Origin of the sequence: Dyadobacter subterraneus (genome assembly GCF_015221875.1) — a bacterium.
In the GTDB taxonomy this organism is placed as follows: Bacteria; Bacteroidota; Bacteroidia; order Cytophagales; family Spirosomataceae; genus Dyadobacter; species Dyadobacter subterraneus.
The window spans coordinates 5,738,847-5,760,741 of record NZ_JACYGY010000001.1 but is presented as its reverse complement, the minus strand read 5'-3'; the positions used below and the strand labels follow the sequence as shown (position 1 = coordinate 5,760,741).

Below are 21,895 nucleotides of genomic sequence, written 5' to 3'. Positions count from 1 at the left end.
ATAGCTTACTGCGTCCATTTCCAGTCTTTTGGCAAAAATGGTGTTCTTGACCTGCTGTTTTTACAAATTGCCAAAGGGATATAAGGTCGCTCGGGAGATCTTTCTTCCAGAATCTGATCACGGTTGTGAATTGTTTTGAAAAGTTGGTTCAGAACCGCCTGGTTTTTAACGTTTTTCCTCCAAAGCATCGTCTTATACTCAGCAACTGAGGAGGCTGTGAAGAAACCAATAATTAGCTCATTTTTGTCCGAAGTATTTAAAATGTTACCCTGGATTGGTGCAGGAGGTGTATCGGCAAGCGTCCCGGAATTAACAGCCTGGTCCTGTATTAATTTCAAAAACCGGTAGGCATTTGGCGTAAGCGAATTCTGTTGTAAACTGACTAAACACGGATTGGATTGAAGTAAAGGAATCTGGGCAACCAGTTTATCCTTCTGACTTTGTCCGTTGGTATAGATGTCAGAAAAGATCGTTATATCCGAGCTATAAAAAATATCCCAGCACAGATCTTCGCAGGTGTAATCGTAAATGTTGTTGTATTTTAAAGTCAGGTCTTTGAAACAATCTCCGTCGATGCCATTTTCAGCCTGGAATAAATAATATTTTCCCTGGTTACAGGTAGCGCAGCTTTTTTGAACTTCCCATAAAGTCCATTGCCAACGATAAAAATTTTGCTCGCCGGCCGGATCGTCAAAGTTGATATAAATGTCATTGCTTGGCGTGAAATCTCCATAGTATGCCGAATATTTTGGTAAGCCTTTTGGATTAAAAACATCATAAGCTGACGTAACGGCAGTAACCGGAAGCATTTTCTCAGAAGAAGATTCATAATTCGTACCAGTTTCGGTCACAAATTGCAATTTGTAAGAATCGCCGACTTTCCCCTTGAATAATGCGGGCAAAGCATAAACACCCGGGTCCGTTTCTGTCAATTCAAAAACCTGCGAATCGTTAACAATAACCTTGGCTCTGGCTTTTGTTAGAGGTAATGTAGATTGTCCTGTTGTCCAGATAGTTTGCGAAAATTCGGAACTTTCGTTTTTGGATTCCGGATTGGTCTTGGAAAGTTTGATATACTGAGGACCGTCCATATCCGTGACGACCCCGTCAACAACAATATACTCCTTCGCGCTTCCAAATTTGACACTATAAGGTTCCACACAGGCAGCCATTCCCGTAAGAAGCAGTATCAGAAAAAGTGAATATTTATAGTACATATCAGAAACTCATTCAATGATTATCGTTTTGGTTTCGATGTTATTTTTGTCATTTTTTAGCTTGACAATATAGGCCCCTTTCAATTTTTGCACGTTTAAACGGAGGTCCATTGTTTTTCCTTTTGGTTGTTTTCCAAGTTTTTGTGAGATGACAACCGTTCCCAGATTATTATAGATTTTAAAATCATAATTGCCTGAATCCGGGAATTTGATTTTTACCGATAAAGGATCGCCGGACAAAGTTGGATTCGGGAAAACTGTTAAGATATTCTCTTCGGAAACCGGCTCGGTTGCTGTGATGACCGAAAGTCCGTCTCGAATAATTGAAATTGTTAAAGGTATTTTGCAATCCCATTCGTATCCGATTTTGAGTTGTTTTGATGTAATGTCATAGTAAGCTGCGGTACTGCTGAATTCATTTGCATGTTGAACAACAGTAAAATTTTCGCCATTGATTTTTAATGAAAGCGGCGGAGAAGTGAGGTTTTTAATTTCATAAACCATGCTTCTTTTTGACAAAGTTTTATCGTAATCCTTCGTTCTTTTTGTCACAATTTGGATACTGTCAGTCCAGACATGACCGTAAAAATCAACCAGCTCATATTTTCCGTTTGTCAAAGAATTTGGATCAGCACCATCATCATGGAACATTGTGAAACTGGAAGTGGGAACTGTAATGTCCTGGAAAAATTTCACCGTCAGACTATCAGAAGTATAGTAATCCGTCGATTTTTTTGAAGAGGTTGAAAGTGGAATAAAACTTCCGGCTTTTGCATAAACCGGAATATCATCCACAGTAAGTTTTGGGAAAATATTCTGACTTCCTGCAAATAATTCATTTGTCCAGAAATTAAACCATTTTCCTTCTGGCAGAACTACTTCTCGTGAAGGCATACCATGTAAAAGCACAGGCGCTACCAATAGATTTTCACCCAAAAAGTACTGGTTATTAATACTTCCAAGTGCTGTTTTATTTTCAAAATAATCCATTGGTAAACATATAGGCCGACCAGAAATACTGTTTTTCCAGGAAAGAGAATACAGATATGGAAGCATCTGATAACGTATGTTCAGATATTTTTTGACGACGCTGTAAAATGGCTCACTTAAATTAAATGGCTCCGGATCCGGCCTTTGTCCGTGATTTCTTAAAACTGGCGTAAAAGTCCCGAACTGAAACCACCGCATATCCAATTCTTCATCCTTATCAACTTTATCTGACATCGTTACAAAACCTCCAATATCCGAGTGCATATAAGCAATTCCGGACATTCCGGCCTGAACAATTATTGGAATCTGCAACCTCAATCCTGCCCAATAACGGGCAACATCACCACTCCATGGAAGTACGCCATATCGTTGGGAACCCGCCCATCCGGAGCGTGTAAGATTGAATAATCGTTTTTCGGGGAAGTCATTTTTGAAACTATCATATAGATTTCGAGCCCAAAAAAGTGAATATAAATTGTGTATCTGGCGGGAGTTGCCAATGACATGAGAAGCATCATTAGGATGATAGTCCGGTTCTATTTTATCTGTCCACCAGCCACCAACACCCTGAGAGCTCAGAATTTTATATTTCTCCCAAAGCCATTTTTGGGTCGAGGGATTGAAAATGTCCAGCAGTCCGACTGTGCCATTCCAGATATTCTGTATGTAAGTTTGGCCAGAATCGTATCTTTTGGCAAAAAGTGACAGAGATTCAGCCACATTATAATTGTTGGATTTGGTAGTGATATAAGGATCCGAAATCAAAATGGTTTTGACACCTTTCGCGCTCCATTTTTTCATCATATCTTCCGGATTTGGCCAATTGGGTTTATACCAATCCAGATTTCCCATCTTTGTTTCATCACCATACCAGTATAAATCCAGCGCAATAGCGTCAATCGGGAATCCCTGATTTTGAAGTTTTGTTACAACGTTTGTCGCTTCGCTCTGGTTTTTATATCCGAATTTTGACTGAATATAACCTAGTGCCCATCGCGGAGGAAGTGGTTGTTTTCCGGTGAGTAAGGTATAGTTTTCAAGAATTTCATCATTGTTATCGCCATTGATCAGATAGTAAGCCCACTTTCCGGAACTTACGATTTCTACATTTATTTTAGTTGAGTCGAGCGCGCCAATGTACATTCTCATAAAACCCGGCTGATCACTGTCTAATAGCAAACCATACTTGTGAGAGGAAATAACAAAGGGAACATTAAAACTTTGTGACAACCCGGTCGCCTGATCATAATAGGCAAACTCCCAGGTATTGTAAAATTCAAATGCCTTTTTGTTCAGGTCCGGACCAAATGGCCGTGCGCCGGCACCATGAAATACGTCGGAAGGATTTATAACAAACGATAGAAAAACAGAATCTTTGAGATACCTGATGCCTTGATCTTCCTTTATTTTTATTTCATCACCAGATTTTAAAGCAACAGAAAGCGGCTTTTTATTAATGACCAACGCACATTTTTCAAATAATAGCTGAACAGAAGTTCCTGATTCAGTAATCAGATTGATCGGGCTACTTGATTTTAAGCTTACCGTGTAAGAACTATCGTAAGCAACGCTGGTTTTAGAATCCAGAAGTTGAACCTTGAAGATTTCCGGCGTAATAGCCTGAATTTTTAAAACCCCTTTTGTCCCCTGAATGATAAGGCTTTCCCCTGACTTCTCATAATTGACAAAGTCGCCCGCACTTTGCCCGTGTAAGGAAATTTGAAAAACCAGGAAAATAAATAACAGGAAAAGTTTATTCATGCAAGCTTACCAAGGTGACAGAGTTTGAATAAAGCTGGATTTAAATAAAACAAAATAAAATGTTTATTATCCAAATTTAATAAAAACTGTTGGTATTTCTTGCATTAATATTGGTCGTTTTCAGGGGTTTAAATATTTGATTTTAATTGTTACAAATGTTAGTTTATGTAACCGATATTTAATAATTCAATTTTGTTTGTCAGGTATATTACTATTTGTACTTTTAAAGTTACAAATAGTAATTATTTATTAGCCAATAATAGTAACATGAAAAATTTCAAATACTTATTCCTTCTTCTTGCCTTTATAATTTTTCAATCCTGCAAACAAGAAGACCCGCCAGTTGATTTTACCACCAACCTCGTCGGTGAATACGAAATAAAATATATAATTCAAGATGCAAAGACCCAAAAAATAATAGGATCTGATTCTCTGATATCAGCAGTTGCCACGGTGACTTTTGTCAAAAAAGATAATAACGCATTAATTGGTGAGGTTTACATTGACGATCCGCGTATAAAAATCAATGAAACTTTTGAAGCTTTGGTTGGAAAAGATTCTGATCCCGTGGACTATATGAACTTGCCGGTTTCGGAAGGAGAACTGGATGTGAAATATTTAGTTAGAATCGGGTCACTAACGACTACGTTGTACTTATATAAAAATAAAAAGATAGTTGCGCAACTGGGATATTCCAATTCAATGGGAAATCGCTGGTTTAGTTTTAAGTAATTAACTTCCGGTCGTTAAAGTCTGAAATAGTTTAACGACCGGAAATTCAACCAATATTTTACATACTTTCCGTCTTCCCTCCATCCACAGGCAAATTAACGCCACTAATACTTCCTGCCGCCGGACTGCATAAAAATGCGACGGCCGCGCCAACTTCCGAAGCTTCGCTAAATCTTCTGATCGGAATTTGTGATTCCATCTGATCGGAAATTTCCTGAACCGATTTCCCCTGCGTTTCACTTCGCATGCCTACAACAGCATTCAAACGAGCCGTTTTTGTAAAACCTGGTAACACATTATTTGAAGTAATTCCAAAGGGTCCAAGTTCAAGCGACATTGTTTTCGACCAGCTCGACACCGCTCCGCGAATTGTATTGGAAACGCCAAGTCCAACAATCGGCTGTTTAACAGAAGTACTGATAATATTCACAATTCTTCCAAAACCCGCTTTTTTCATACTCGGAACAGTAGCCTGCGCAAGGATCTGATAGTTCACAACATGCATCTGGAAAGTTTTGATAAACTGATCCGTTTCTGCATCGATAATCGGTCCACCAGATGGTCCGCCGGTATTATTGATCAGAATATGAACGTCCGGACATAGTCTTAAATATTCCTGAATCGCATATTTTACATTTTCATTATCGGAAAAATCAGCTACTATATAGCGGTGCAGCTGATTTAACGAAGTGTCCAAAGTTTCAACAGCCTCTCTCAGCGCTTCTTCATTTCTCGCCATAAGCGTAACATTAGCGCCCATAAGTGCCAATTCAACCGCTGATGCATATCCAATTCCCTGCGTGCTGCCACAAACTACGGCCGTTTTTCCTGTTAAGTCAAGATTCATATTTTTAATGGTTAATTGTCAATGGTAAATTGTTAATGTAAAAGGAGTGTGAGAGATGGTTAATTTAATTAAAATATCATTTTTTTATGCATAATTATATTTCTTGGGATTATTATGCTCACACATTAACAATTAACCCTTAACAATTAACAATTAAAAATTACCTTTGCGTTTTGTTTTTTGATTGCCCAAGTCTTGTAATGTTTACCGTCAAATATTGACCAATGTCTAAAAAAATCCAATCCGCTATTATCTCTGTATACTATAAGGACGGTCTTGAACCGCTTGTTCGTGTTTTGCATGAAAATGGTGTAAAACTTTATTCCACAGGTGGCACCCAGACTTTTATTGAAAATCTGAATATTCCGGTTACCGCAGCCGAAGAACTTACAGGTTATCCATCCATTTTTGGTGGAAGAGTAAAAACTTTGCACCCTGCTATTATGGGTGGAATTTTGTATCGTCGTGATGATGAGGGAGATGTAGCGCAGGCGGCTCAATATAATATTCCTGCAATCGACATGGTTGTTGTGGATTTATATCCTTTTGAAGAAACCGTTGCTTCGGGTGCCGGAGAGGAAGATATTATTGAAAAAATAGACATTGGAGGTATTTCTCTGATTCGTGCTACTGCGAAAAATTACAAGGATACGCTGATCGTTTCTTCGCGCAAGCAATATGAAAGTGTTGTTACACTGTTGACGGAGAAATCTGCAAGTACGGATCTTGAAGATCGTCGCTGGTATGCGGGAGAGGCTTTTGGCGTTTCCTCTCACTATGACGGTGCGATCAATAATTATTTCCTTTCGAAAGATTCAAGCGCAGATGATGCCTTGTTTAACTTTACAAAATTGCCGTCACAAACACTTCGTTACGGGGAAAATCCTCATCAAAGTGCAGCGTTCCACGGTGATCTTGATAAAATGTTTGACAAGCTTCACGGTAAAGAATTGTCTTATAACAATCTTGTAGATGTTGACGCATGTATCGGTTTGATCGATGAATTCGCTGGTTCAGATCCAACATTCGCCATTATAAAACATACCAATGCCTGCGGTGTTGCTACGGCTGCGACTGCAAAAGAAGCTTATCTGAACGCTTTGGCTTGTGATCCGGATTCTGCTTTTGGCGGTGTTGTGATCACCAATGTTAAGGTTGATCTGGCTACGGCAGAAGAACTGAATAAACTTTTCATGGAAATTCTGATCGCTCCTGATTTTGAAGAAGGCGCATTGGAATTGTTGAAATCAAAGAAAAACAGAAACTTGTTGAAGCGTAAATCTGTGGAACTTCCAGGAATTATGTTCAAAACAATATTAAACGGTGTGTTGGTACAGGATAAAGATCTTGCAACTGAAACAGCGGAACAAATGACAACTGTAACCGAAAAAGCGCCAACAGCTAATGAATTGGTTGCTCTGGAATTTGCTTTGAAAGTTTGTAAACATACAAAATCAAATACGATTGTTCTTGCCAAAGAAAACCAGCTTTTCGCAAGCGGAACAGGACAGACATCGCGTATTGATGCGCTTCGTCAGGCGATTGAAAAAGCGAAACATTTTGGCTTTGATCTGCAAGGAGCGGTAATGGCATCTGATGCGTTTTTCCCATTCCCTGATTGTGTTGAAATCGCGACTCAGGCAGGAATTACGGCAGTTGTACAACCAGGTGGCTCTATCCGTGACAAAGATTCTGTTGCTTATTGCAATGCAAATGGCGTGGCAATGGTAACGACTGGAATTCGTCATTTTAAACATTAATTCTAATTTTAAGCACGGCGTTTCGTTATTTTTGAGACGTCGTGTTAAAATCAATTTGTATTAAAGCGTGCCTCATTGAAAACCAACCCATTATTTAAATCCCGTGTTGCCGCTCTTGGCAAATTTCTTCTGATCGGGTTGGTTTTAGTTATTCCGGGTTATTTTTTTCTTTATCCTCAGGTTCTTCAATGTCAACTTATAACCTTGTCAAATTTTGAAAAGGTTAGTGACTATATTTATTCCAGTCCCGAACTTCAAAATAGTCAGCGTAAAAATATTGTCGGTGTTATCAAAAAAGCTGAAATGCGGATTGATTCTTTTTGGCTCGGAAAACAGGCCAAACCGAAAATAATAGTTTGTGAAACGCCACAGGAATATCAAAAATATTGTCAGAGTACGGAAGGGGCAGGGTGCAGTTTGGGCACGCCCTGGGGACAATCATATGTCATTTTAAATGCACAAGGTTTGAATGTGGATGTGATAAGTCACGAAATGTCACATGTAGAACTGCTTGACCGGTTAGGCTGGTGGAAAACGACAATGCATATTCCGCAATGGTTTAACGAAGGGACGGCATTAATGCTGGATAAACGTTTTGTGAATAACCCGGATTCGCTCGGCCGGTATTTTGATTATATGGATGAATGGCTGTATCAAACCGGTGGCGGACAAAATATTTTGGAACTCAAAAACATTGCTTCTGTCAAAGGATTTTTTAGCGGAGGCCCCAAAGAGGTGATGCTCGCGTATATGACATCCGGGCTGGAAGTATCGTACTGGCTGGCTTATTGCGGACAGGCCGGTCTGGTAAAACTGGTTGCTGACATGAAAAACGGGGAATCTTTTGAAGAAAGTTATCGCAATCTGGAAAATAAGGCGAAGAAAAATGCCATTCTGAAACTCCCTGATAATCCACTCCGTTTACCCGATTCTTATAAAATTGATGAGTAAAGTAGCTTCTGATTTTACTTGTTAATCTGTTTTTAAACATCAATGATAAATAAAGGCCGACAATAGTAAGGAACATCATTTTTTTACTTGCACTATTTTTCGAAAATAGTGTACCTTTCGGATTGAACAGAAATCGCTTATCCATCATCTAATATTTGATATTTGAAATGCAACAGTTACAAACCCTGGATTACATAGTATTCTTCTTTTACTTTATTCTGGTATCGGGTTACGGGTACTGGATCTACCAACGAAAAAAATCAACTACTGAATCTACGCAAGACTTTTTCCTGGCAGAAGGATCGCTTACCTGGTGGGCAATTGGTGCATCTCTGATCGCGTCAAATATTTCCGCGGAACAATTTATCGGGATGTCTGGAAACGGATTTTCTATGGGTCTGGGGATTTCAACCTATGAATGGATGGCAGCAGCCACGCTGATTATTGTTGCCGTTTTCTTCATGCCGATTTATCTGAAGAATAAAATTTACACAATGCCCCAGTTTTTAAGTCAGCGTTACAATCCAACCGTAAGTTTGATTATGGCTGTTTTCTGGCTGGCTTTGTATATCCTTGTTAACCTTACATCCATTCTATATTTAGGTGCGCTGGCGGTTTCCGGTATTTCAGGACTTGATTTTACCTTCTGTATGATTGCTCTGGCGGTTTTTGCCATTATTATTACCATTGGTGGGATGAAGGTTATTGGTTTTACTGACGTAATTCAGGTTTTCTTCCTGATCATTGGTGGTTTAGCGACAACTTATCTTGCAATTAATCTGGTCTCAGGAGAAACGGGGATCGACGGTTTGATGAGCGGAATGAAAATGATGCGTGAAAATCATGATGATCACTTCCACATGATCTTCCGTAAAAGCAGTCCATTCTATATGCAGCTTCCAGGCCTTGCGGTTTTGTTAGGCGGTATGTGGATCGTGAATTTGAACTATTGGGGTTGTAATCAATACATCACACAACGCGCTTTGGGTGCGGACTTGAAAACTGCCCGTAACGGTATTTTGTTTGCAGCGGGTCTTAAATTGTTGATGCCAGTTATTGTTGTTTTGCCTGGTATTGCCGCTTATGCACTTTACAGCAAAGGTCTTTTCCAGGCTGAAATGTTGGGAGCAGACGGAGCGATCAATCCGGATAAAGCATATCCTGTACTACTTAACTTACTACCAACAGGTTTAAAAGGTCTTTCTTTTGCAGCTTTAACGGCGGCGGTTGTAGCCTCCCTGGCTGGTAAAGCGAATAGTATTTCTACAATTTTTACACTCGATATTTTCAGAAATTATATCGGTAAAAATGCAGATGAAAAGCGATTGGTTTGGGTTGGACGCTGGGTTGTAGTAGTAGCCATGATTCTTGCAATTGTTGTATCTCCTTACATGGGAATTGATAAAAAAGGTGGTTTCCAGTTTATTCAGGAAATGACGGGACTTCTGTCGCCAGGGATTTTTGCTTCCTTTATTATGGGATTCTTCTGGAAAAAAACCAATTCAGCCGGCGCATTATTCGCTATCGTGGGTGGTTTCCTTATTGCGCTTGCAATGCACAACAATTACTTCCCTTTCGCAGACTGGACACAGGTGCCGTTCCTTGACAGAATGGGAATTGTATTCCTGATTTGTGTGGCCGTAATGTTTGTTCTTGGATTGGTATTGCCTGACGAGAAAAAAGGATTACAAATTGACGTTTCAATGTTTAAGCCACATCGCAGTTTTGTGATCGGTGCTTCTTTTGTTATCGCCTTGATCGCAATTTTATATAATCATTTCTGGTAGAACCGGATTTGGAGTAAAATAAGAAAGGCCCGGAAAATTTCCGGGCCTTTCTTATTTTATCAAAGAAAATGAAAGCTTATGCTTCTTCTTCAATGATTGTAATTTTCTGAATTTTATCTCCCTGACGGATTAAATCTACTGTATCAACGCCTTCAACCACTTTGCCAAAGCAAGTATGGTTTCCGTCCAAATGAGCAGTATTGTTACGGCTATGGCAGATAAAAAATTGAGATCCACCTGTATCACGTCCTGCGTGTGCCATCGAAAGAACGCCACGGTCGTGATATTGTTTATCAGCTTTCACTTCACATTTAATTGTGTATCCCGGACCTCCGCGTCCTGTTCCCTGAGGATCTCCGCCCTGAATCATGAAATCAGGAATAACGCGGTGGAATGTAAGTCCATCATAAAATCCTTTTTTAGAAAGATCTACAAAGTTTTTCACAGCAATCGGTGTCTCCTTATCATAAAATTCGATAAGCATGGTACCTTTATCGGTGATCATTTCGGCCTTTGTCATATTCGTTTTGACTGGTATTTGATAAAAAATAAATGAAGTATTTCTATACACTTGTATTTCATAACAAATGCAAAGAAAAGCATATTGCAGTCTTCCTTTGCATTGTAATGATTATATAACCAAAGAAATTAAGAATCAGTTGCTACTCTTGCCAATTGTTTTGAATCCGGTTTCAATTCAGAAAGTTTTTTCTCTTCCCTTATTTGCACCATTTTATCCAAAACATCTCCGCTGCCCCATTCCTTGCTTCTTTTAGGATTGGAAAACCACTCTTTTACTGCTAATATTTTATAAATGTACTTAGTTGTTTCTGCGTTTAACCGAAGCTTAAAATAGTCATCTTTATTTTGTGAGTTCATTCGGTGCTGGATGTGCGTTGGTCCTGCATTGTAGGCAGCGGCTACAAGTGTCCATGAACCAAGCTGGCGGTGAAGTCCTTTTAAATACTTACCTGCTGCGTGAGTGGATTTAACTAGATGTTTGCGATCGTCAACCGTTCCATTTACGGTTAAGCCAAGTGATTTGGCTGTTGCGGGCATTAATTGCCAGTATCCCCTTGCTCCTCTGTGTGAGGTAGCTTCGTGGCTCATGGCACTTTCTATGATTGGAATGTATTTGAAGTCGGAAGGCACTCCGTACTTTTTCAGGATGGGTTCAATAATTCGCATCCTTTTTTCTGCGCTCGTCATCAGTTTACGAAAGGAATCGGTGTCGTAATTTCTGATCATGTTCTGGTACCGCTCGGCTATGCGCATTTCCGTAAGAGGTACCTTTTCGCCACAAAAATTGATGGCAAGAAGGTTGGAGTTGATTGTTAGTTCAGACTTCATTTCCTTCTTTTCTACCTTCAAGTTGCTAAGAGAAAATATCCCCATTGATGCAATTGAGAAGGCAATAAAGATTAATCTAATCATCCATTTTTAATTTCGTTCAACATAATTTTCGGTGGTATTCCACGGGACAAAGATAACGCTATTGAATTAATAATATTTCATTTAAGTGTAAAAAGTTGATTTATAGGTGATTGGCTAATTTTGAATTAGCACTAATTTAAGTTGAAATAATTTCGGATTCTGAAAGGGTTCAAAAATAATTTGTAGGTTTAAACCCAATTTGAAGAATAATCATTGGAAATCACCAAAAGATACAAAATGAATATTTCATAGCATTAATTGTGCTTTTTTAATGTATATTTTTCTATATTGAAAAATAAAATTTTCAAATCTTTATTTTTCAACATTTTTTTGATTCAAACCGGACATGTTTTTTGCTATAAAACCATTCCAAATGAGTAGCGAAATCACTGGTTTTCGTTCGGAATTTTTGTTATTCATTCAGTTTTTAAATAGTAACTTGCATAGTTAGACTCATCACTTTAAAAATGGTCACAGTAGCAGAAGCTAAAAGAAGAATTACGGAGAACACAATTGCGTTGTCCACAGAAGTAAAGACTGTGCAGGAAGCCTCAGGTTATGTATTAGCGAAAGATGTCCTCGCGACTTTTTCTCTGCCTTCTTTCAGACAATCGTCCATGGACGGTTATGCTGTTTTGCATACCGATATTACCAATGAAAATATTTCTCTTCCCGTTGTTTCAGAATCAAAAGCGGGAGGAACTTCGAAGCTTTCTCTGGAACCTGGAACAGCCATCAGAATATTTACCGGAGCCCCTGTGCCTGCTGGTGCTACGGCGGTAATCATGCAGGAACGTACGTCAGTGGAAAATGGGGTTGTGATGATAAAAGAATTTCCTGTTGCCGAAAATCTGAATGTCAGAAATGTAGGACAGCAGATCCGGGAAGGCGACATTGCCTTATCTGCAGCAAGTTATCTGTCAGCCGGAGCAATTGGTTTTTTGACAGGATTGAATGTTCAGGAGGTCGAAGTATTTCGTAAACCAAAAATTGGAATTCTGGTAACCGGTGACGAGCTTGTCAAAACGGGTGAGGAATTAGGTGACGGACAAGTTTATGAGTCAAATTCGGCCATGCTTGTTGCTGCCTTAACTAAGGAAGGGATCAATGATGTGGAAGTTTTTTACGCACAAGATGATTTAACATCAACAATCAATAGTCTTGAATTACTGGCGATTCGGAATGATGTCGTGATTGCCACTGGCGGTGTTTCAGTAGGTGACTATGATTATGTTGGGAAAGCGCTGGAGTCGATAGAAGCTGAGACGATTTTTTACAAAGTCAGACAAAAACCCGGGAAACCTTTATTATTTGCTAAGACTAAGGGAAATCATTTTTACGCATTACCAGGAAATCCGGCTTCGTCTCTTGTTTGTTTTTATGAATATGTCTTGCCCGCATTAAGATTGATGTCGGGGAGAAACGATAACTTTTTACCTTCATTCAAGCTGCCGATTTCTCATGCCTATTCTTTTAACGGAGAAAGGGATGAATTTTTGAAAGCAAGTGTTTCTAATGCACAGGTAACTTCTCTGGAAGGACAGGAATCTTTTGCTTTGCGTTCTTTTGCAGTGGCCAATGCATTAATTTATTTGCCGGTAACTCAACAAAATGTTTACGCAGGCGATCTGGTGGAGGTACATTTATTGCCTTTGTAAAATTAGAACTGATAAAAATGAGTATCAATATTTTATATTTTGGCATGTTGGCAGAAATCTCGGGGCAAGCCAAAGAATCTTTTCCTGGGAAAGAAAACATGACAGTAAAAGATTTGAAAGAGCAGCTGTTTGAAAAATATCCACAACTGCGTGAAAAAAAATTTAAAGTGGCTATTAATCAAAAAATTGGGGACGATGGGATGATTATTCCATCATCAGCAGAAATTGCATTATTACCACCATTTGCCGGAGGTTGACAAAATCATTTAATTTAGAATAACAGAATAAGGAATAAATGGATAAACTTCATAAACCTAAAAAAGTATTCGTTCCGGGTGCCATCAGTCCTCAGTTTGTCGCAGATTCAATTGCTAAACACCAAAGCAAAGTGAATATTGGTGCACATGCCATTTTTCTTGGACAAATCCGGGCGGATGAAAAGGAAGAAGGTTTCGTAACCGGAATCGAATATTCGGCTTATGAAGAAATGGCAGAACAGACTTTTCATGAAATCCGGGAAGACGCGTTTTCAAAATTTGACCTGATTTGTATGCATATTTATCACAGTATCGGACTTGTGCCAACGGGTGAAATCAGTCTTTTTGTATTTGTTTCCTCAGCCCATCGTCGTGCGGCTTTTGAAGCGTCCGAATATATTGTTGAACAAATAAAAACCAAGGTTCCGATTTTTGGAAAAGAACTGGTAGGGCCAGCCGGAGAATATATCTGGAAAGAAAATAAGTAAAATTGATACAATGGTTGATATTACCCATAAAACCAATACGTTAAGGATTGCAACAGCGCAGGCAATAGTTCAGGTCAGTAAACCGGAAACAATTGCCGCGATTCAAAACAAGACTGTTCCCAAAGGTGATGTTTTTGAAATGGCAAAAGCCGCCGGATTACTGGCAGTAAAAAAAACACCGGATTTATTACCGGATTGCCACCCGATTCCCATTGAATATACCGGCGTAATTTATAGAATTGAGGAATTGACGATTGTTATTGAATTGACAGTCAAAACAATTTATAAAACAGGTGTTGAAGTTGAGGCCATGCATGGCGCATCCGTTGTGGCACTTACACTTTATGACATGCTGAAACCGATTGACAAAGGTGTTGAGATCCGGAATATCAAATTGTTGGAGAAAAAAGGCGGGAAAAGCGACAGAAAAGCAATTCCTGAAAATTTGAAAACCGCGGTAATTGTTTGTTCTGACAGTATTTCAAAAGGTATTGGTGAAGATAAATCGGGAAGAAAAATTATTGAAAAACTGGATTTGCTTGGGATTGAAGTGAATGATTACAGCATCATTCCAGATAATAAAAATACGATTCAGGAGAAAATAAAAAGTCTTTGTGGGTTATCTTATCAATTGATATTAATAACCGGAGGAACCGGATTGTCGCCAAGAGATGTTACTCCCGAAGCTGTCAGTGAATTAATTGAGAGGGAAATTCCGGGAATCGCTGAAACGGCCAGACAATATGGACAGGAAAGAATTCCTACTTCCATGTTATCAAGATCGGTTGCAGGTTTGATAGGAGAGACACTGGTTTTAACAATGCCGGGAAGCACTGGAGGCGTAACTGAATATATGGATGCACTATTTCCGCACGTCCTTCATGTTTTTAGTGTTATGGAAGGAAACAAACATTAATTACAATTGAAAATGTCTCAACCCATACTGGATACATTTGGTCGCAAGCACACTTATCTGCGCATTTCGCTGACGGATAAGTGTAATCTGCGTTGTACCTATTGTATGCCTCAGGAGGATATGCAGTTTATGCCTTCCAAATGGTTGATGCAGGCGGATGAAATTCAGACACTTGCAGGCATTTTTGTGGATATGGGTGTTGAAAAAATCAGATTAACAGGCGGCGAACCATTAATTCGGAAAGATGTTGGCCAGATAATTCAAAATTTGGGAAAATTACCAACTTCATTGACTTTAACGACAAACGCTGTGTTTGTTGATCAGTTTATAGATGATCTGAAAAATGCAGGCGTACGTTCCCTGAATGTTAGTCTGGATACCTTGAATGAAACCACTTTTAAAAACATCACAAAAAGGGATCATTTCAACAAAACGCTGGATAGTATTAAACTCCTGATTTCCGAAGGATTTGTTGTCAAGCTCAACGTCGTGGTAATGAAAGGGGTTAACGACAGCGAGATTAATGATTTTGTAAGGTTAACACTGGACGAGCCAAATCTTCACGTTCGTTTTATTGAATTTATGCCTTTCAACGGGAATAAATGGGAAATGTCAAAAATCGTTTCTTACAATGATTTGCTGACTCATATAAGTAAGCAATTTGCATTTGAAAAACTGGAAGGCGAGTTACAGGATACTGCGCACAGTTTCAGGGTCAACGACGGAAAAGGGACTTTTGGGATTATTGGTACGGTAACACATCCTTTTTGTGCTGGATGCAACCGAATCAGGCTCACGGCTGACGGGAAACTTAAAAATTGTCTTTTTGATACAACAGAAATTGACCTCTTAACACCTCTTCGTCGCGGTGAAGATATTCGTTCATTAATACATGCTCATTTTTATAAAAAGCATTTTGCACACGGAGGCCATATTGACTTTACCGCCAAAGAAGCAAAAGCGGATTATGAGCAGAACAGGAGGATGATTGCTATTGGGGGGTAATTGTCTAGCCTGGTTTTTTCTACAAATATTATCTGTTTGTTAAATAAAGATTATAAAATTCATCTGGAATTTATCATCACACCGCGATTTTTTATCACTCTACCGCTCAACACGATTTTTTACCGTTCAACTATTTGCATGCAACATCTGCATCGCTGACGACATCATTGTTGAAAATTTAGCCATAAATCTTCAATCATGAAAAATTTCAAAACAACTTTCGTTGCCGCTATGATCGGCTTATTGGTAAGCGGATTTGCTTTCGCCGGACAAACTCAAAATGCATCAGGAAACAAATATTATGAGCCTTTTCGGGTGGGGATGTATCGTGTAAAAAATACATTGATGATGAATGTATTGGTAGAGAAAGAAAAAAATACCCGCGTTCATATCAGACTTGTAGACAGCAAGGGAAAGATTTTACATCAGGAATACGTAGGTAAAGGAATCGAAAAAATTGGTCAGAAATTTGATTTTTCTGAAATCAGTGATGGAGATTACAAAATTGAAATCGTGAGCGGAGAAGAAAAAATTACGAAAAATGTGAGTCTGGCAACTACTGAAATTGCAGAAGTTGCGGGCAGAAAATTAGTAGCACTAAACTAAATTGAAGATTGGGTTACAAATCCTGAAAAATTTGTAACCCAATAATTTTATTTCGCCCAGCCATTTGCTTTTAACCAGCCGTCCATAGCTGCCGGCCAGTTTGCCAAAGAGCCTTTTCCATCGGTTCTCAATCCAAACCCATGTCCTCCTTTTGGATATAAGTGCATTTCTGCCGGTGTTTTAAATTTTTTCAAAGCCAGATAGTAGGCAATGCTATTTTCCACGGGCACCGCTCCGTCATCCATTGCATGTACTAAAAAAGCCGTTGGTGTTTTTTCGCTAACCTGTAATTCGTTTGAATAATATTTTATTAATTCTTCAGACTTTTCAGCTCCTAACAAAGCATCCCGTGAACCTGCATGAGCAATTTCTGGCATAAAAGAAACAACAGGATACAACAGGATTGAAAAATTTGGTTTTGCCTCTTCCGAAGCCTGTTTTCCAAGATTGTAATGCGTTGATAGCGTCGCGGCCAAATGTCCTCCCGCCGAAAATCCCATCACGCCAATTTTATCAGTATCAATATTCCATTTTTTTGCTGACTGGCGGATAAGCTTAATTCCCTGCATCGCGTCCATCAACGGAACTTCATGCTGATGCGTCATAGCCTTTGCATCCGGCAACCGATATTTCAAAACAAAAGCTGAAATGCCTCTTTCATTAAACCATTTTGCCAGGTCACTCCCTTCATGTGAAGCGGCAAGAATTCCGTAACCTCCTCCTGGACAAATCATCACAGCCGCGCCGCTTGCTTTTTCTTTTGGCACAATAAAAGCGGTGATCGTAGGAACTGTTACACCGCTGATTCTTAATATTCCGGAAGCATCCGTTACTGATTTTTCTTCAACCTTATTGGCAATCGAATTGGGTACTTTTCCTTCCGGCCATAAGGATATTACTTCATTTTGAGCCATTGATTGTAATGATAAAGCAGTCAGGCCAATGGCCATCAATATAGATTTTGTTTTTTTCATCGGTAAAAGAGCTTTCCGGTAAAAGACGATTGTTTTTAATCTCTACCCCAAATCTGCCGATGATGTTACTGAAAGTTATTTTTTATTAAACTTATTGATTCAACATTACAAAATACTGATTTTAGTACTATTCAAATATTTACTATGTTTAATGATATTGTAATCGTATGAAATTGCTTGTGAAAATATACTACGTATATTATTAGTTGTTTTACAAGTTGTTATTAATCAGATTATAAGATTAAAAAACCAAAAATTAATATACTTTATTTGTACAAGTTCCAGTTTAATACTTGTGCCGTGCGATTAGAACGTGAATTTTGATTTTTTTGGTATTATCTGATACATCAATCAATAATAACTTTATGACCATCATACGAATCGTTAGAATGACTTTTTTGCCTGAGAAAATTAATGAATTTCAACGCATTTTTGAGCAATGTAAAAACGATATCAGAAGCATGCCAGGATGTTTACATCTTGAACTTTGGCGTGATGTAGACAATCCGAATATTTTTGTAACACACAGTCACTGGGAATCGGTGGAAACCCTGGAAGATTATAAAAGGACCGAGTTTTTTGGTTTGATCTGGAAAAAAACCAAGATACTTTTCGCCGATACCCCACAGGCATTTTCGGTTGAAAAAATATCCTGACTTAATATAGGTTTCTTCGGTTTTTAGTACCCGCTATTTTTTAGCCGGATTGATCATGATATGCGCGCGATGTGTTCCCGGGTCCATAATCCATGGCATGCCCGGTACATCCGGTTTTAGCGGAAGTCCGGTAGTTTCTGAGGTGGCGTAAGGGATATAAACTACATAACGCATATAGCCATCTTTCAATACGCCCGTTTTTGGATCATAATTTTCAGCAGATCCGGAAAACGAATAAAGTGTTGCGGGTTGTTTTGGCATTAGAAGTTTTTTGCTTTTTACTTCTTCTTCACGAATATCAAATATCTCTTTCTGGGTCTTTCCTTCTTTGTTTAAAGTCCTCCCGCGTTCCATAAACGGTTCAAGGTCTGCGTGATAACAAGCTACATTAATATCTTTTTTGGTGGGGTCGTCGGCGATACAGACAAAATCATTTGTTCCGTTTCTTAAAATTTTAAAAGATCCATCCGGAGCATAACCATATACTTTTGCCGCAGCCTGTTTGTCGCTTGGTGCAGCCAATACCGCTGTTTTAATTTGTATGTCTTCGGGAGAAATTACAGTTTGTGCTTCAACCTGAAATGCAAAGCAGAGAATAGCAAGACTAAAAAAAATCCTCTTCATGGTAGTAAATGGTAGGTGGCTGTTTTCTTATACTCTAAATTTAGTAATCTTTATGGATAGAAACCTAAAATGGGTGACTTTGTAAAGCTTATTCTGCCCAAAAAATAACTGATTAAATTTATCACCGATGAACTTTAAGAATCCGGCAACATTATCAATGTCTGGTATGCTTGCCCTGGGAATACTCGCTGCGTCTTACATGCGAACCAACCCAAGCACTGTAAAAGGATCAGGTCTGGATAGTTTGTACGAAAATCTGACTACCGAACAAAAGCATTCTCCCAAATATGCTACCGCAGGATTGACCGTCGCAAACGGCCTGGAAGCGACACTTTTTGCCTCAGAACCGACGCTGACAAATCCTACCAATATTGATGTGGATCATTTGGGCAGAGTTTGGGTTTGTGAAGCGTATAATTATCGTCCGGCAATTAACGGCAATCCAACGCATGCTGAGGGCGACCGGATTTTGATTTTGGAAGATACCAATGGCGACGGGAAATCGGATAAAACAACGGTTTTTTATCAGGGAAAAGAATTGAATTCGCCTTTGGGAATCTGGGTGATGGGCAATCAGGTAATTGTTTCTCAAAGTCCATACGTCTGGCTTTTCACAGATGCTGACGGTGATGGAAAAGCGGATAAAAAGGAAATCATTTTTGAAGGTGTAGGCGGTGAACAGCATGATCATGGTATGCACGCTTTTGTCTTTGGTCCGGATGGAAAATTATATTTCAATTTTGGAAATGAAGGCGGACATCTGCTGGATGGAAAAGGAAATCCGGTTGTTGGCCAGGATGGAAAACCTGTTGATTTTAAGAAAAATAAACAGGGAATGGTTTTCCGCTGTGACCCTGATTTCAAAAATATTGAAGTGCTTGGAAATAATTTCCGGAACAATTATGAAGTAGCTGTTGATAGTTACGGAACCATGTGGCAGTCGGATAATGATGATGACGGAAACAAAGGTGTCCGGATTAATTATGTGATGCAATATGGGAATTATGGTTACACGGATGAAATAACCGGCGCGGGTTGGCGTGCAAACCGTACTAATATTGAAGATTCGATTCCTTTTCGTCACTGGCATTTAAATGATCCCGGTGTTATCCCGAATCTTTTGCAAACCGGAGCCGGTTCACCCACGGGGATGATTGTGTATGAAGGTCGCTTGTTGCCCAAAATATTCTGGGATCAAATGATTCATTGTGATGCGGGCCCGAATGTGGTTCGTTCTTATACTGTTGCAAAATCAGGCGCAGGTTATTCTGCCAAAATTGTAAATCTTCTGGAAGGGAAACGCGATCAGTGGTTCCGGCCTTCGGATGTCTGTGTGGCGCCGGATGGTTCACTTATCGTTTCCGACTGGTACGATCCGGGTGTTGGCGGGCATCAGGCAGGTGATCAGAATAAAGGACGTTTGTACAGACTTGCTCCTGAAAATACGCCATATAAAATTCCTTCGGCGGACTTTTCAACGGCAGCAGGCGCAGTGCAGGCTTTACAAAATCCTAACCTTTCGGTGCGCTATCTCGCCTGGAATGCTTTGATGAAAATGGGTGATAAATCACTTCCTGAGCTTAAAAGGCTATTTGAAAATACAAAAGAAAATCCGCGTATGCGTGCACGCGCGCTATGGGCTATTGCCACGATTGACAGAGTAAGTACGGAAAATCTGGAATCTGCTTTACGTGATGCTAATCCAGATATGAGGATCATGGCAATACGCGTGGTTCGTGAAAAAAGAAATGCGGATCTGGTAAAATATATCAAATTGCTGGCGAATGATTCGGATGTTCAGGTACGTCGTGAATGTGCTTTGGCGCTTCATGGAACAGTTGCTCCGGATGCTGCAAATCTTTGGGCAGAACTTGCCCAGCAATATGACGGAAAAGATCGCTGGTATCTTGAAGCTTTGGGAATTGGCGCCGAAGGACAATGGGATGCATTTTTCAAGGCCTGGCTTTCAAAAGCTGGACCAAATCCGATTGGAACAGATGCCGGGAAAAATATTGTCTGGCGTTCAAGAAGTAAGGAATCAGTTAATCTGCTTGCATCGCTGGCGAGTGATCCTGGCGTTGATTTGAAAAGTCGTCTGAAATATTTCCGTGCTTTTGATTTTAATCCGGGAGCGAAAGAAAAATCGACGGCTTTACTGAAAATCATGAAAGGAAAAGCCGAAAACCAGAACGAAATCAATGAACTGGCGCTTCATCACCTGGATCCGGTTTTTGTAAAACAATCACCGGAAGCGTTGGCTGCTTTGAAAAAATTGCTGGATGCAACGTATGGTACGGCTGCTTACATGGAACTGGTTTCCCGTTATGAGCTTCCTGCTGAAAATAACCGGTTACTGCAACTGGCAACGTCTAAATCACAGTCAAACATTGGTCGCTCTGCCGGACAACAACTTTTGAAACAAGGAGGCGCGCCATTGCTTTGGACGGTTATCAAAGGAAAAGACGCTGAAAAAGCATCGGCAGCTTTGGCTTCTATAAAAGGTGTTGGAAGCAAACAATCTCTGGATATTCTTAAATCGGTCGCACTGGATAGCAAAATGCCAATCGCCGTTCGTTCGGAAGCTGTGCGCTCTTTAGGCGGCACGATGAATGGGGAGGATCTTGTTTTGGTTTTGTTGAAAGAAGGAAAAATTGCCGGCGATTTAAAAACACCAGCTGTTCAGGGACTGAGTGGAGCCTGGCGGAAATCAATCCAGATTGAAGCTGCTAAATATATTGACGGAAATAGTGTTGGTGCCAAAAAACATCCGGATATCAAAACACTTGTTGGTATGACCGGAAATGCCGGGAAGGGAAAAGAAATATTTTCAATGTATTGCTCAGTTTGCCATCAGGTAAATGGACAAGGAATGGATTTCGGACCGAAACTTTCTGAAATTGGCAGTAAACTTCCAAAAGAAGCAGAGTACGCGGCCATCTTCGAACCAAGTGCTGGAATTGGTTTTGGTTATGAAGGTTTTGAAGTACAATTTAAAGATGGCTCATCAGTGACCGGAATTGTTTCAAGCAAAACAGAAACAGATTTGATCATGAAACTTCCGGGCGGCACATCCCAGGAATATAAAATGTCGCAGGTGAAATCAATGAAACAGATGAAAGATTCCATGATGCCGGCTGGTCTTCAGGACGCCATGACGACGGATGAACTTGTTAACCTTATAGAATATTTAAGTAGTCTGAAGAAAAAATAAGTTACCTCTTTATTACAAATC

Annotated in this window: 19 protein-coding genes; 12 read left to right on the top strand and 7 right to left on the bottom strand. The window is 39.6% G+C overall.

The genetic code is table 11. The annotated features are described in order from the left end of the window. Window positions 1-5: 5 nt before the first annotated feature. Together IEE83_RS24060 and IEE83_RS24055 are read right to left on the bottom strand one after the other, a co-directional pair. On the bottom strand, window positions 6-1,217 hold the full coding sequence (locus IEE83_RS24060) for a DUF4249 domain-containing protein (RefSeq protein WP_194123018.1): 1,212 nt from the start codon (window positions 1,215-1,217) through the stop codon (window positions 6-8). Between the two features lie 9 nt (window positions 1,218-1,226). Beyond that, on the bottom strand, window positions 1,227-3,968 hold the full coding sequence (locus IEE83_RS24055) for a TIM-barrel domain-containing protein (RefSeq protein ID WP_194123017.1): 2,742 nt from the start codon (window positions 3,966-3,968) through the stop codon (window positions 1,227-1,229). Window positions 3,969-4,235: 267 nt separating this feature from the next. Between IEE83_RS24055 and IEE83_RS24050 the strand changes: the two genes are divergently transcribed. Then, complete coding sequence (locus IEE83_RS24050) at window positions 4,236-4,700, top strand: hypothetical protein (protein WP_194123016.1); 465 nt, start codon at window positions 4,236-4,238, stop codon at window positions 4,698-4,700. A gap of 58 nt (window positions 4,701-4,758) precedes the next feature. On the opposite strand, the gene IEE83_RS24045 is transcribed toward IEE83_RS24050, so the two are convergent. Then, the gene (locus IEE83_RS24045; protein ID WP_194123015.1) at window positions 4,759-5,547 is read right to left on the bottom strand and encodes an SDR family oxidoreductase; all 789 of its coding nucleotides are present in this window, start codon (window positions 5,545-5,547) and stop codon (window positions 4,759-4,761) included. 224 nt (window positions 5,548-5,771) lie between these two features. On the opposite strand from IEE83_RS24045, the gene purH reads away from it, so the two are divergent. From purH to IEE83_RS24030, 3 genes are all read left to right on the top strand, one after another. Next, the gene (purH, locus tag IEE83_RS24040) at window positions 5,772-7,307 is read left to right on the top strand and encodes a bifunctional phosphoribosylaminoimidazolecarboxamide formyltransferase/IMP cyclohydrolase (RefSeq protein WP_194123014.1); all 1,536 of its coding nucleotides are present in this window, start codon (window positions 5,772-5,774) and stop codon (window positions 7,305-7,307) included. A 75-nt stretch (window positions 7,308-7,382) separates the two neighbouring features. After that, window positions 7,383-8,258, top strand: a complete 876-nt coding sequence (locus IEE83_RS24035; protein WP_194123013.1) for a hypothetical protein — start codon at window positions 7,383-7,385, stop codon at window positions 8,256-8,258. A 167-nt stretch (window positions 8,259-8,425) separates the two neighbouring features. Next, a complete protein-coding gene (locus IEE83_RS24030; RefSeq protein ID WP_194123012.1) occupies window positions 8,426-10,045 on the top strand; it encodes a sodium:solute symporter family transporter in 1,620 nt (539 codons plus the stop codon). A 76-nt stretch (window positions 10,046-10,121) separates the two neighbouring features. On the opposite strand, the gene IEE83_RS24025 is transcribed toward IEE83_RS24030, so the two are convergent. Together IEE83_RS24025 and IEE83_RS24020 are read right to left on the bottom strand one after the other, a co-directional pair. Next, entirely contained in the window at window positions 10,122-10,565 is a 444-nt protein-coding gene (locus IEE83_RS24025) for a peptidylprolyl isomerase (protein ID WP_194123011.1), read from the bottom strand. A gap of 128 nt (window positions 10,566-10,693) precedes the next feature. Then, the gene (locus IEE83_RS24020) at window positions 10,694-11,395 is read right to left on the bottom strand and encodes a lytic transglycosylase domain-containing protein (protein WP_228101953.1); all 702 of its coding nucleotides are present in this window, start codon (window positions 11,393-11,395) and stop codon (window positions 10,694-10,696) included. A 551-nt stretch (window positions 11,396-11,946) separates the two neighbouring features. Here IEE83_RS24020 and IEE83_RS24015 point away from each other — a divergent pair. From IEE83_RS24015 to IEE83_RS23990, 6 genes are all read left to right on the top strand, one after another. Continuing rightward, the gene (locus IEE83_RS24015) at window positions 11,947-13,137 is read left to right on the top strand and encodes a molybdopterin molybdotransferase MoeA (RefSeq protein ID WP_194123009.1); all 1,191 of its coding nucleotides are present in this window, start codon (window positions 11,947-11,949) and stop codon (window positions 13,135-13,137) included. Between the two features lie 17 nt (window positions 13,138-13,154). Then, a complete protein-coding gene (locus IEE83_RS24010) occupies window positions 13,155-13,394 on the top strand; it encodes a MoaD/ThiS family protein (protein WP_194123008.1) in 240 nt (79 codons plus the stop codon). A gap of 38 nt (window positions 13,395-13,432) precedes the next feature. After that, window positions 13,433-13,882, top strand: a complete 450-nt coding sequence (locus IEE83_RS24005; protein WP_194123007.1) for a molybdenum cofactor biosynthesis protein MoaE — start codon at window positions 13,433-13,435, stop codon at window positions 13,880-13,882. Window positions 13,883-13,892: 10 nt separating this feature from the next. Then, window positions 13,893-14,798 carry a bifunctional molybdenum cofactor biosynthesis protein MoaC/MoaB gene (moaCB, locus tag IEE83_RS24000; RefSeq protein WP_194123006.1) on the top strand — a complete coding sequence of 302 codons (906 nt, stop codon included), beginning with the start codon at window positions 13,893-13,895 and terminating at the stop codon, window positions 14,796-14,798. 12 nt (window positions 14,799-14,810) lie between these two features. Further along, window positions 14,811-15,803 carry a GTP 3',8-cyclase MoaA gene (gene moaA / locus IEE83_RS23995; RefSeq protein ID WP_194123005.1) on the top strand — a complete coding sequence of 331 codons (993 nt, stop codon included), beginning with the start codon at window positions 14,811-14,813 and terminating at the stop codon, window positions 15,801-15,803. A 198-nt stretch (window positions 15,804-16,001) separates the two neighbouring features. Then, window positions 16,002-16,409, top strand: coding sequence for a T9SS type A sorting domain-containing protein (locus IEE83_RS23990; protein WP_194123004.1), 408 nt, complete (start codon window positions 16,002-16,004; stop codon window positions 16,407-16,409). Window positions 16,410-16,456: 47 nt separating this feature from the next. On the opposite strand, the gene IEE83_RS23985 is transcribed toward IEE83_RS23990, so the two are convergent. Further along, entirely contained in the window at window positions 16,457-17,383 is a 927-nt protein-coding gene (locus IEE83_RS23985) for an alpha/beta hydrolase (protein WP_194123003.1), read from the bottom strand. Between the two features lie 365 nt (window positions 17,384-17,748). Between IEE83_RS23985 and IEE83_RS23980 the strand changes: the two genes are divergently transcribed. Further along, window positions 17,749-18,039, top strand: coding sequence for a putative quinol monooxygenase (locus IEE83_RS23980; RefSeq protein ID WP_194123002.1), 291 nt, complete (start codon window positions 17,749-17,751; stop codon window positions 18,037-18,039). A 33-nt stretch (window positions 18,040-18,072) separates the two neighbouring features. Here the strand turns inward: IEE83_RS23980 and IEE83_RS23975 are convergent, their stop codons facing one another. Further along, a complete protein-coding gene (locus IEE83_RS23975; RefSeq protein WP_194123001.1) occupies window positions 18,073-18,663 on the bottom strand; it encodes a hypothetical protein in 591 nt (196 codons plus the stop codon). A 127-nt stretch (window positions 18,664-18,790) separates the two neighbouring features. On the opposite strand from IEE83_RS23975, the gene IEE83_RS23970 reads away from it, so the two are divergent. After that, window positions 18,791-21,874, top strand: coding sequence for a PVC-type heme-binding CxxCH protein (locus IEE83_RS23970; protein WP_194123000.1), 3,084 nt, complete (start codon window positions 18,791-18,793; stop codon window positions 21,872-21,874). The last annotated feature ends 21 nt before the right edge of the window (window positions 21,875-21,895 follow it).